Source organism: Pantoea sp. B9002, from assembly GCF_013385945.1.
Lineage (GTDB): Bacteria > Pseudomonadota > Gammaproteobacteria > Enterobacterales > Enterobacteriaceae > Pantoea.
Map to the genome: position 1 here is coordinate 62,226 of NZ_JACAPA010000037.1, position 12,091 is coordinate 74,316.

Below are 12,091 nucleotides of genomic sequence, written 5' to 3' on the forward strand. Positions count from 1 at the left end.
CCGACGCGGTGGAATGTTTTATGTTGTGCATAAATTGAAGGAGAAGCCTTATGTCCGCGTCGTTATCACCTCAGGAAAGCGCACTGTTGCCGCAGATCCAGCAATGGATCGCGGAGCACCGCGCCGCATTAACCGATGATCTGGCCCAATGGATTGCCATTCCCAGCATCAGCCGCGCCGACCGCGCTGCGCCAGGCGCGCCCTTTGGCCCCGAATGCGCGCAGATTTTGCAGCAAGTATTAGATCAGGCCGAGCAGGCCGGTTTCAAAACCGAGCAGCATCAGGGCTATGCCGGTTCGGTGATTTATGGCGAGCACGCGCGCGACATCGGGCTGATCAACCATCTGGATGTGGTGCCAGCGGGCGACAACTGGACCTTTCCACCCTTCGCGCTGACGCAGCACGGCGATTTTGTGATTGGTCGCGGCGTGGCGGATAACAAAGGGCCCGGCGTACTCAATTTCTACCTGTTAAAGCTGATGCGCGATCTGAATATTCCTTTGCATCACAATCTGCGCATCGTTTATGGCCTGGCGGAAGAGACCAACATGGCCGATATGACGTGGTTCGCGCAGCACGGTCCGGTGCCCGATTATTCGATTGTCACCGATGGCATGTTCCCGGTGAACAATGCGCAGAAAGGGCAACTCAGTTTTACCCTGAATGTCGCTGAGTCGGGCGTGCTGGCGGGTATTGTTGCCGGTTCGGCCAGCAATAGCGTGCCGGATTTCGCCAGCGTGCGGATTGCGCAGGCCGATCAACATGCGGTTAGTGAAAAGCTGGCGCTGCTGCAGGGCATTGCCGCGACTTATGTGTCGATCAAGCCGGAAAACGATGGCGCTTTCACCCTGGAAGCGCGCGGCAACGGCGGGCATGCCGCCTTCCCCGACGGCACGCTGAATGCCACGCAGGTGCTGCTCGCCGCACTGATCGAGCTGGAGCTGCTGGGCGATCACGAACGTCAGCTGGCGGAAACGCTGGTGCAGCTGTTTGCGTCGCCGTATGGCGAGAGCGCTGGATTGGGGCTGGAAGATGCGGAGTCCGGCAAACTGACGCTGAACGCGGGCGTGTGGTACAGCCATCGCGCCGACACGCTGAGCATTGACTGCGATATCCGTTATCCGGTTTCGTGGCGCGGCGAGCAGATCGTCGAGATGCTGCAACAGCAGCTAGCCGCCACCACCATCACGCTCGATCCCGGCTGGCGCGACGTGGCTCCGTTCTTCCTGCCGGCCTCGCATCCGGTGATTTCGCTGCTGCAGCAAGTGTGGAATGACACCACCGGCAATGACGATCGTCCTTACGCGATGGGCGGCGTGACCCATTCGAAGAAGCTGCCAAATGCCATCACCTTTGGGCCCGGCTACCGGAAAACTGCGGTCAACACACCCGATTTTTTACCCGCAGGCCACGGTTTGCCGCACGGTGCCGACGAGACGATCCATCTGCCATCGCTGCTGGAAGCGTTGCCGAAATATGTGATCGCGTTGATCAGGTTGGATAGTTATTTGCTTGCGCAGGAATAACCTGTTCGCCATTCATGGCGTAATGCTCGTCAGATAAGGCATGAAAACCCGTAATTACCGAGAGCACACATTGTAGCGGCGCAATTCATTGCGCGATAAATCGCGCCGCTACAGAAGGTGCGGTGATTTGATACGGCGCTTAACTGATCGGCATTACGCCATGAATTCCGAGCGTACGGGTTAATTCATCACTAATCCGCCATCAACGTACAACGTTTGCCCGGTGACAAATTCGCTCCAGTCGGAGGCCAGAAACAGCACCGGGCCGGTGACATCTTCCGGGCGCGCGATGCGGCGCAGCGGGGTTTGCGCGGTGAGGAAGTCGCGCACCTCTTCGCGCGTTGCCTGGCTGGCATCGGTGGGATACACCAGACCGGGCGCCACACAGTTTACGCGAATCCCCAACGGGCCCAGCTCCGTCGCCAGCGTGCGGCTAAAGCCGGTTAGCGCCGCTTTGGCGGTGATGTAATCGTGGTAAGGCACCGAAGGACGCGCCACCAGATCGCTGGTGAGATTGACGATGCTGCCGCGCACGCGCGCACGCATTAATGGCAGCGCCGCCTGGCAAACGTGATAGGCGGCTTTTACCGCGCCATCGAACTGCGACTGATAGCCCGACCACGGCGTTTCCCAGAAACGTGCGCGATTTTCAGTGTCGAAAACGTAAGGTGCGAAAGCGTTGTTGATTACCGCATCGAGGCGGCCGGTGGCGTTGACGATCTGCTCCATCATCGCGTTGACCTGCTGCTCAGAAGTGACATCTGCGGCAATCGCCAGCGCGTCGCCGCCCAATGCGCGGCACTCTTCAACCACGCTCGTTGCAGCAACTTCATTGCGCAGATAATTGACCACCACAAACGCGCCCTCAGCTGCGAACGCTTTGGCGATTGCCGCACCAATACCGCGACTTGCGCCGGTGACCAGAATGGTTTGGTTGGAGAATTTCATTTTTTGCTCCAGGTTGATGTCGTCACGCACAATCTGTAGCGGTGCGATTTATCGCGCGCAGTTGATTTATGCGCAATAAATTGCGCCGCTACGGTATGTGCGATGTGTTATCGCGTCACTCCACGTACGGTGCGTAACTTTCGGCGGCCGCTTCTGCGCCCTGCTCGATCTCCGTGATGGTCACCAGATCGAGCAAACTAAAACGCCCCTCGTGATGCCAACCCGCTTCCGGCGAGGTCATGTTGCCGAACGCCGCGATGCGGGTCACACCCACTTGCCCGAGCAGAACCGAAATGCCGAACAACGCCTGCGGCGCGGCCGCCACGCCTGCGGTTTGCAAAAAATGCCGCTGTTGCGCCACCAAATTGACCACTTCCTCCAGCGCATCCACGCACACCACTTTCAACGTACGGCCCAGTGCCGCCGGCGATAAAGGCTCCGCATGATCAACGCTCACCACCGCCCAATCGTCTGTCGCCTCGCCGTAAAGCGTGCGATCGCCGCCCAGCGCGCGAATCTCCTCGCCATTACGCCACGCCGCAATGCTGTTGATCTCATCACTCGCCAGCGCACGGCGCGGATGTTTGTGCGCCAGCGCGGCGAGTTCATGGGCGATATAGCTGGCGAACTCATCCGGCGACACCTTGCCGCCGCGCTCGACAAACAGCATTTGCGGCGAGTAACAACCGGCCTGGTCGTAACGCATCACGTCATACGCCACGCGACGCGCCATCTCCGCGCCCTGACGTGCATTCAGCGCCGAACGCGCCACCATTCCGAAGCTAATTTTGTGGCCGTGCGGCAGAAAGCGCGTGGTAACCGGCAAACGCTGTTGGATCGCCGCCAGCGTTGAATTTCCGCCATAAGCCACCAGCGCATCGGGCTGACGCAGCCACGTTAGTTCGGTTTGCGCATCGCCGCCTTTCCACCACACCACCGCGATACATTCGCCGAGTTTTGGATCGATTTCCGCCAGCAACTGCGCGAACCAGCTTGCCATCAGCGGCTCATTGCCCGGCAATTTGCCGATGGTGCCCGCCTTGACCAGCAGACCGCAGATCAAACTCCACAGCGGCAAGCCCGGCACGTTGCCCGCCCAGATATGCATCAACAGTTGCGGGCCAAACGCGCGCGCAAAGCCGCCTTTGGGGCGCGGCTGGAAATCGTCGAGCATCTGCGGATCGGCGAAATCCTCCGCCAGAAAACGCTTCAGCTGCGGCTGACGAAAGGTTTTCAGATAGCCGGTGAGGCCAAGCCGCACCATTTCGGCATCGTAACCGGTGACGATGGGCAGCAGCTTTTCGGCTTTGATACGCAGTGGATGACGACGATCGAGCAGTCGCGCCACCGCTTCATCAATGATGGCGATGATCTGCGCGACACTCAGCTGATGAAGATAAGCGCGGGCGTTGGTGCGGATGCGCGCTGCGAGCGCCTTTATCTGCGCGTCATCAAGTTGCGGAACGCAAACCTCGAGGCGCTCGCCACGATGACTGAAACTCAGCGTATGCCACTGCACTTCATCAGCGGAAAGGCCCGGCAGGTGTCCGGCAACTTCCTTCACAGCGCCGCCTGCGCGCTGGCGAGAAACGCTTCCATGGTCAGCGAACAGCCTTTGGCATCAGCGCCGGTCGCACGTCCTAGCAGATGGAATCCGCCGGGCACCATCACGCCCGCATCTTCCGTTAACAAAGCCGAAACCGAGTTGAAATGCGCCAGATCGTGATGCACCAGCACGCCAACCTCTCCGTCCGGCACATCATCACCGGTGAGCGGATTGACCACGCGCGTGCGGATCCAGTGCGGCCCGGATTTCACCGGCGGGCAGCGCTCATTGCCCGCGTCGTAAAACTGCGTGCTGATTTCCGTCATACCGTACATGTTGATGCAGTGGGAACGCGGAATGCCGAAGGCGTGAGAGAGCGATGCGTAGAATTCCTCTGCGCCAATCTCGCGCGACTGGCCTTTGAAACCGCCGGTATCAAGAATGCGGCTGCCGGCAGGCAGCGCGAAACGGCGTTGCTGGCGCTGCATTTCATCCAGCAGATGCACGTAGCTGTAGCTGGCGCCCAGCAGCGCGTAGGGTTCGCCACCCGCTTCGGCCTGCTCCAGCGCACTGAACAGACGACTGGTTTCGAGGCCATGTTCGCCCACCATTACTTCACTGTCTGGCGTGCCACACTCCTTCATTGCCAGGTCAAGGTAAGTCGCCAGCGAGGAGTTCGGCATCGCCACGGTATCCGGGAACAAAATGCCCATGCGGATGCGTTCGCGGCCCGCCATAAAGCGACGGCGGAAGTTGAGCAGCATCGATTTTTTCCACACCTCCAGCGTCGGATGGTAGCTGCGCCCTTTTACCGTGCCGGTGGTGCCGCTGGTCATAAAGATCTCGGCAATTTGGTCGGTGGGACGGCAGCTGAGCGTCAGATCTTTGAAGGCATTAATCGGGATGGCGGGAATGTTGCGCCAGCTTTTCACCGTCAGCGGCGTACGTCCGCGCTGGATGGCGAAGCGGCGATAAGGTGGATTGTGTGCGAACTGATAAGCGAAGATTTCGAGGGCCAACTGATTGAAGTCGTCGTCTGAGCTATCTTCACGCTGCAGGAATGTCAGCAGAGCCTGGATGATGTGTGTTTCGTTCATGTGTCGCCACCTTTGCGATTGCGCAGAGACTCTCAGGCACGCCTGAAGAGCGCGAACTGTCCGCTACAAAGCACAAAGAGGGAATCAAGGCGCAATATCGCCCTGCGGTTCCGCATCCCTACGCCGGTATTAGCCGGATCAGGTTCGGAGGGTCACTACGTTGCCAACGCATACACGCCAGCCGGTAGAATCTCAGCCCCTTAACAGAGCACCCCTTGGAACAAGCCGCAGTCTAGGATGGCGCGCGATGATGTGTCAACCTTGTTAAATACGCGTGAAATTCTGCCCTGCCCGACATAAATCACAGCGTGTCTTATACTTTCACCATCAGTTTTTGGAGGTGAAGTATGGCTGGCGGTTGGTCAGAAGACGGGGCGGTGCACAAACAAATTGATGCCACGGTAGATGACGCGGTGGCCCGCGCCCGCGAAAATCTCGGTCATGGTGAAAGTGCGGAGTTTTGCGACGAGTGCGGCGAACCGATCCCGGAAGCACGTCGCGCGGCATTGGCTGGCGTGCGTTATTGCGTGAATTGCCAGAGCAAGATCGATAAAAAACAGGCGGCGATCAGCGCTTATAACCGCCGCGGAAGTAAGGATAGTCAGTTGAGATAACCCCGATTCCTGGCTGTTTTAGGAAAATGTTCTAAGCTATTTAGGTAGTTAAAACTTATTCCACTGAAAGGAACTCATCACGATGAAAAAAACAGTACTGACAACGGCATTTCTTGGCACTTTTATGGCAATGACTTTGACCGCTTGCTCTTCAAATCAGGCGATTAAGACCACCGACGGACGCACTATCGTGACGTCTGGTAAGCCGCAAATCGACAGTGACACGGGCCTTGTTTCTTACAAGGATGCGCAAACCGGTAAAACTGAGCAGATCAATCGCGACAAGATTACCAACATGAGCGAACTGGATAATTAATATCCTTTTAACAGCCTGGAGAGACTAATGAAAAAATCAATTTTGCTTTCTATTACTGCGCTTATTGCCCTGTCCGCACTGACCGGCTGTACGCGTACCTCGTACGCGATCCACACCAATGATGGACGTACCATCGTCACCGATGGCAAACCACAGGATGCCGAAACCGGCCTGCTGGGTTACGTCGATGCCAATGGTGTTAAGCAGCAAATGAATAAGAGTGACGTGAAAGAGATCTCTGAAATTCCTAAGAAATAATCTTCCCCACTTAAGCCGCCCGCTGTAGTGGATTTTCTCAACAGCGGTGCGGACTTAATGTTCTGAAATGCCTGATTCCCCCCGTCTAATGCTGCAATCCATCGATATACCTTTTACTCTCCCTCAGCACTTCAACAATCCGTTCCAGTTCTACTGGCGTATCACTGCGTACCGGCATGCTGTCAGCCAGTCGATGCATACGCAGCGGGATTTCCAGCGTACAGGGAATATCGTGCACAGCCAGTGACTTGATGAGCGGCTGATACTCTAATATGCCCTGCCCGATGGGCGGAAAGTGAAACTCTATGCCCTGCTTATATACATCTTTGATGTGACAATGCCGCATCTGCGGCAACAACTGCAGCATTTGCTTTATCGCATCAGCGTCGGATCTCAACGACACCATGTTGCCGGCATCGCCATTAAACGCTACAGCCGCGCTTCCCACCTCCCGCAACAGCTGTTCACCTTCGGCTGCCAGCGCAAACGCATCATAATTGTGGTCACCGCCATTTTCGATCAGTAAACAACAACCGGCCTGCTCAAGATGTGGCGCGATCTGGCGTAGATGACCCACCAACGCCGCATAATCCTCACGCTTTGCCGTGCAAGCGTTGAGCAACTTGACGCCAATCGCCTGAGCAAAACCGATGCGTGTTAGCATGTACTCGACCGCTTCGGGTCGAGCGAGGTTAAAGGTGCAACCGAGCGCCAGCGTTTTCAGTTGATGCTTGTCCAGCAGTGCACGGATGCGTTGCGCATTGGCCGGGCTAAACAGGCTGTCATCCAGATCACCCACATAGCCCTGGTTGTAGGCCAGCTCCACATAGTCGTAGCCCAACTCGCGAATAATAGCGAAAGCGAGATCCATATCGTGCCCGTCGAAAATAGAGGTGTTAACACCGAGCTTAAGCGGATTGGACATAGCGAACGTTCTCCTTATGCTGTTTTGGGGTGGTTTGCAGTGCCGGGCGGTAATAACGCAGCGCGTTGTCATAGAACAAGCGGTATTGCATGTCGTAAGGCAGATGCTCAACCATCTTTTTGAAACCGGTATATAAGTTGTCAAAGCTGACGCACAGCCCATCGACCGGGAAATTGCTGGCGAACATGCAGCGACGAGTGCCGAACATCGCCAGAGTATTGCGTACAATCCCCTGATTACGTGCCACGCTCCACGGATAATCTGGCTCACCTAAGCCAGAAATTTTCACCGCGACATTTTCATATTCAGCCAGCGATCCCATCGCCTGTCGCCATGCTGCAAGGCCTTCTTCACTGCGGTCAGCTGGTAAGCCGGTGTGATTGAGAATTATTGTGGTATGAGGAAAGTCTCGCGCTAATCGGCACGCTTCATCCAGATGCCACCACGGCGTTTGTAGATCGAAATGCAACGCATATTTCTCCAGTACGGCATAGCCGCAGAGCCAGTGATCGTCACTCATCAGGCTGCGCTGACCATCGTGCGCCTCTTGCCAACTCGTAGCGCCTCCCGGCTTATGGCGTACACTGCGCACCAGCGGATAGGCGGCTTGCCACGCGAGCACATCCGCAATGTCCTCGCGATCCAGCCAGGCCTGTGCAATCACGCCGTTGGGATAACCAAACCGTTTGGCAATCTGATGGATGTAGCGCGTTTCATTCAGAGGCGTTGCCGGATCCCATTCAGCCTCCATATAAATGGTGGCTTCAACACGATGAGTCGCGGCATCACGCAGGTAATCGGGTGGTAAATAATCGCGTTTAATCGCGTCATAATCACCGTACCGAAACGGTATTTTAGCCTCAGGCTTTAGCCAGGGATGCGGATTCCGCTGCGGTTGCCAGAAGTGCTGATGCGGATCAATTATCGGACCGTGATACATGTTGTTACCTCCGCGCGTTGCTGGATACCAATCAACGCGGTGCCAAGCACATACACTGCTGAGCACCCAGCAAAAAATAGCGGGATACTGTCATAGTGAACACCCAGTTGCAGCATAATGCCGACCAGCAGAGGAACCACAATTCCCCCCACGCTACCCGCCATATTCATGGCTCCGCCCGCGAGTCCCATTTTCTCCTTTGTGGTCAGTAGCGCAGGCAAACTCCAGTACAGACTGCCCCACATCAGGAAAAAAGCTGCAATACACAACACCGCGACAGCGGCAATGGGACTGCGAAGATACGGTAATGAGAGAAATGCAACTAACGCCACCGTGCCAGAAATTGCCAGTAAACCTTTCAATGCACGTCCGTGTTTCATGCCACGCTTCACCAGTGCATCAAGCAGGAAACCGCCCGAGAGAGAGCCCACCGCGCCGCACAGGAAAATAATAAAGGTGGCATTACCAATCGCGATGAGATCAAAGCCACGCGCATGGGCCAGATAACTGGGTCCCCAGGTAAGCAAACCAAAAAACATCATTGCCCATGCGGCGCGCCCGGTGAGCATCGCCATCAGCATAGGTTTGGCAATACCAAAGCCGCGCGTCACGGGTCCGGCCGCCACTTCCGCTGGTTGTGCACCTGCCGCAATTAATGCCCGTTCAGCCGTATTGACCTCAGGATGCTGTGCAGGATCGTCGCGTAGCCAACGCCATGCGACCCACGACATCAGCAACGTGGCAACGCCGGTGATAGCAAACACCAATCGCCAGGATCCCAGCATCACAATCAAATGCGCAATGATGAGTCCACCTAGCGCTGCGCCAATAGGGCCGCCACAATCCATCAGCACCGCGCCCCGTCCACGTTCGTTAGCTGAAAGCCACATCGCATTGAGTTTGCCGCCCGCAGGAAAAAGCGGCGCTTCAGCCGCGCCCAGCATCACACGCGACAGCAGCAGTGAAATACCGCCCGTTGCTAGCGCCGCCAACGTCTGAAAAATGCCCCAGAAAAAGGTCGAAAATGTGATCATACGACGTGGTCCGTAGCGATCAATTAGCCAACCGCCAGGAAGCTGTAAAAGCGCATAGGCCCAGAAAAAACAGCTCAGTATCACGCCCTGCAGCGTAGGTGAGAGATTAAATTCGGCTGCAATAGTCGGCATCGCGATGGAAAGCGAAACGCGGTCAATCAGATTGATTACCACCAGCGCAAAAATGATGAAAAAAAGCGTCCAGCGAACACGCGTTGGACGATTATCAGTGTGCATAGGACCTCCCCGGTAAAGAAGGATGCACCCCGGCAACATCCCGGGATGCCTAAACCCTGTTAAGCGGCGCTGGCTGCCATACGAACCAGCAAGCGGAAGGCGTTTTCAAACGCCGATGGCGTTGCAAGGTTTTGCCCATATAAATTGTATGCGGTGCCGTGGTTGGCGGTCGCGATCGGGATCGGCAGTCCGCCCTGTACGGTAATGCCACGTTCGAAGCCCAGCATTTTTAACGCGGTGGCGAACTGATCGTGGTACATCGAAACCACGGCATCCAGTTGCTGTGTCTCTACTGCTTTGTAGGTGGTATCGGCTGGATAAGGGCCATAGACATCAATGCCTTGTTCTTTGGCCTTGGCCATCGCCGGTTTAATGAGGGTCTGTTCCTCATCACCAAACAGACCATTCTCACCCCCGTGTGGATTCAGGGCCTGCACGGCAATTTTCGGCTTAGCAATCCCCGCCTGACGCAGCGTGCGATCCATCAGCGCAATGGTATCCACTATGCCTTCAACGCTGAGGTTCTTGACGATATCGCGGAAGGGAATATGCGACGTGGCACGCCCGGCCCAGAGGTTATCAACCACATTAACCTCACAGCAAAAGCTGTCCCACTTCAGCAGTTCGGCGAACCAGTGCAACTCGTCCCGGTGCTGTAAACCGCCCATGTGCATCGCTTGCTTATTCAGCGGCGCAAAACAGACACCTTGGGTGATGCCCTGCTGTGTCAATGCGACCGCGCGCGCCAGCGTTTCCAGGATATACACGCCGCTCTGCTCGCTGGCATTGCCATAGTCAAAAGGCGTGCGCGTAGACCAGTCATGATTGAGCAGCAACGGTTTACCCGACGTGAACCTAATATCGGCGGTATCAGAGATTTCGTCATAATCGAAACGCTGACCGGCAATCGTCATGCCTTTTTCCAGCTCGTGGCGGTCGGCAATGATAATGACGTTAGCCAGTTCACTTAGCGCCGGTTGCGACAGCACTTTGGCAACCAGTTCGGGACCAATACCTGCTGGATCGCCCAGCACCAGTGCAACAGAAGGTTTTTTCATCAGGATTTCCTCAGTGATAAGCATTATTTGCGGGCTGTACTTCACCGCGAGAAGGGGAATCTTCAGACAACGGAATGTCTGGGCGCATAAAGAAGGTGAGCACAATGCCGGCCATCAACAACACTACCGAGCCATAAAACGGCAGACTCCAGTTGCCCGTTCTATCAATGATGATGCCGAAAAGAATCGGTGAAATGATGCCCGCCACCGCTGAACCGGCATTCACCAGGCCACTGGCCACGCCGACGTACTTGGGCGTGATCTCCATTGGCACCGCCCAGATAGGGCCAATGGTGAGTTCCAGGCAGAAGAACGCCAGGCCGAGACAAGCGGTGATCACCGACATGTTGGTGGAGCTGATCACCGGAATCAGCAGCAAACCGGCGCTCAGGAAGCTGAAAATAATCACGTTACGTCGCGCCGCCACGACGTTGCCGGTACGTTTGAGGATTTTGTCACTCACCATGCCACCGACGGTATTGCCCACCACACCCGAGAGAAACACGGCTGAGGTGAAAAGTGCGGACGATTTCAGGTCCATGCCGCGACCGTTCATAAAGAAAGTGGGCAGCCAGGTGAAGAACAGCCAGCCGGTCCAGCCGTAGCAAAAATAGACGCCCATGGTTGGCCCGATCCGCTTGAGGAGTGCTTTCCACGGTGTGGGCGCTTTCACCTTGTCGGTCATGTAGGCATCAAGTTTCGGCAGGATCTTGCGCTCCTCTTCGCTCATGTCGGCAATGTGATGCGGATTATCGCGGAAGCTGGCAATCCAAAAACCGAGCCACACGGCGGTGATAACCCCGAGTGCAATAAAGGAGAAACGCCAGGAGTGCATCAACACCAGCAGCGCCACGAGCGAGGGCGTTACGGCATTGCCGAAGCGGGAAAACGAGTGGGTGATGCCTTGTACGAAGCCGCGCTTCTCGCTGGAGAACCAGAATGTCATGGCGCGCGCTTGTGACGGCAATGCCGCGCCCTCACCTACGCCAAGCAACATGCGTGACAGGAACAGCGAAGCAAAACCACCGGCAAAACCGGTACAAATGGTCGCGACAACCCAGATGCTGCCGCAGATGATGATGGTTTTACGTGCGCCAAAACGGTCAACAAACCAGCCCCCAATAATCTGGAACACGAGATAGGTGTAAGCGAAGGCAGAAAAAATCAGCCCGAGATCGGTGTTATTGAGGCCAAGATCCTGCTTAATCAGCCCCGCCGCAGTCGAAAGGTTGACGCGATCGACGTACATCAAAAATGACAGGGCGCAGAAAAGCGCCAGCACTTTCGTACTGTATCGGTTTTTCATGGATGAACCTTTTTGGTTTAGGTCAGAGGTTGTAGGCTGCACCTTGCTCAAATGAACGCGTGTTGTTCATTTGTTATATTTTATCGCTTATTTTTCGCCTGCTCATTGTGAGCGCCATCACAATAAGCCTGCTAATTGATTTTCAGCGTCCAAGGTGTGATCGTCATCTCAGCATTGCTAGCTGACTATGAACATATGCACAATCAAATACTAAGCCATAAACAAAAGCTCATGGGTTAAGCGTTACTATCTGTTCCTGATGCGTACATATGCGCAGTGAAAGAAA

General features: G+C 55.8%; 12 protein-coding genes and 1 riboswitch. Of the genes, 4 read left to right on the forward strand and 8 right to left on the reverse strand.

Annotation, left to right across the window (positions count from 1 at the left end; genetic code table 11):
• The first annotated feature begins 50 nt into the window (after nt 1–50).
• Nucleotides 51–1,526: a Sapep family Mn(2+)-dependent dipeptidase gene (locus HX773_RS18445; RefSeq protein WP_176972732.1), complete on the forward strand. Its 1,476-nt coding sequence runs from the start codon at nt 51–53 to the stop codon at nt 1,524–1,526.
• A 180-nt stretch (nt 1,527–1,706) separates the two neighbouring features.
• Here HX773_RS18445 and HX773_RS18450 read toward each other — a convergent pair whose 3' ends face one another.
• The 3 genes from HX773_RS18450 to HX773_RS18460 form a co-directional block, all read right to left on the reverse strand.
• Nucleotides 1,707–2,474 carry a 3-oxoacyl-ACP reductase gene (locus HX773_RS18450; protein WP_176972733.1) on the reverse strand — a complete coding sequence of 256 codons (768 nt, stop codon included), beginning with the start codon at nt 2,472–2,474 and terminating at the stop codon, nt 1,707–1,709.
• Nucleotides 2,475–2,589: 115 nt separating this feature from the next.
• Complete coding sequence (locus HX773_RS18455; protein WP_176972734.1) at nt 2,590–4,038, reverse strand: acyl-CoA reductase; 1,449 nt, start codon at nt 4,036–4,038, stop codon at nt 2,590–2,592.
• Nucleotides 4,035–5,117: a long-chain fatty acid--CoA ligase gene (locus HX773_RS18460; RefSeq protein ID WP_176972735.1), complete on the reverse strand. Its 1,083-nt coding sequence runs from the start codon at nt 5,115–5,117 to the stop codon at nt 4,035–4,037. The genes HX773_RS18455 and HX773_RS18460 overlap by 4 nt, the downstream gene beginning before the upstream one ends.
• A 98-nt stretch (nt 5,118–5,215) precedes the next feature.
• Nucleotides 5,216–5,343: riboswitch (TPP riboswitch) on the reverse strand.
• 121 nt (nt 5,344–5,464) lie between these two features.
• Here HX773_RS18460 and HX773_RS18465 point away from each other — a divergent pair.
• From HX773_RS18465 to HX773_RS18475, 3 genes are all read left to right on the forward strand, one after another.
• On the forward strand, nt 5,465–5,731 hold the full coding sequence (locus HX773_RS18465; protein ID WP_176972736.1) for a DksA/TraR family C4-type zinc finger protein: 267 nt from the start codon (nt 5,465–5,467) through the stop codon (nt 5,729–5,731).
• An 82-nt stretch (nt 5,732–5,813) separates the two neighbouring features.
• The gene (locus HX773_RS18470; protein WP_176972737.1) at nt 5,814–6,047 is read left to right on the forward strand and encodes a YgdI/YgdR family lipoprotein; all 234 of its coding nucleotides are present in this window, start codon (nt 5,814–5,816) and stop codon (nt 6,045–6,047) included.
• A 27-nt stretch (nt 6,048–6,074) separates the two neighbouring features.
• Entirely contained in the window at nt 6,075–6,305 is a 231-nt protein-coding gene (locus HX773_RS18475) for a YgdI/YgdR family lipoprotein (RefSeq protein ID WP_176972738.1), read from the forward strand.
• A gap of 85 nt (nt 6,306–6,390) precedes the next feature.
• On the opposite strand, the gene HX773_RS18480 is transcribed toward HX773_RS18475, so the two are convergent.
• Genes HX773_RS18480 through HX773_RS18500 form a run of 5 tightly spaced genes read right to left on the reverse strand, consistent with a single transcriptional unit; the run spans nt 6,391 to nt 11,805 of the window.
• Entirely contained in the window at nt 6,391–7,230 is an 840-nt protein-coding gene (locus HX773_RS18480) for a sugar phosphate isomerase/epimerase (RefSeq protein WP_176972739.1), read from the reverse strand.
• Complete coding sequence (locus HX773_RS18485; RefSeq protein ID WP_176972740.1) at nt 7,214–8,170, reverse strand: amidohydrolase; 957 nt, start codon at nt 8,168–8,170, stop codon at nt 7,214–7,216. The genes HX773_RS18480 and HX773_RS18485 overlap by 17 nt, the downstream gene beginning before the upstream one ends.
• Nucleotides 8,152–9,441 carry an MFS transporter gene (locus HX773_RS18490; protein ID WP_176972741.1) on the reverse strand — a complete coding sequence of 430 codons (1,290 nt, stop codon included), beginning with the start codon at nt 9,439–9,441 and terminating at the stop codon, nt 8,152–8,154. Before HX773_RS18490 ends, HX773_RS18485 begins: the two co-directional genes overlap by 19 nt.
• A 59-nt stretch (nt 9,442–9,500) precedes the next feature.
• Entirely contained in the window at nt 9,501–10,499 is a 999-nt protein-coding gene (locus HX773_RS18495) for a 4-hydroxythreonine-4-phosphate dehydrogenase PdxA (RefSeq protein ID WP_176972742.1), read from the reverse strand.
• A gap of 10 nt (nt 10,500–10,509) precedes the next feature.
• Nucleotides 10,510–11,805: an MFS transporter gene (locus HX773_RS18500; RefSeq protein WP_176972743.1), complete on the reverse strand. Its 1,296-nt coding sequence runs from the start codon at nt 11,803–11,805 to the stop codon at nt 10,510–10,512.
• Nucleotides 11,806–12,091 lie beyond the last annotated feature (286 nt).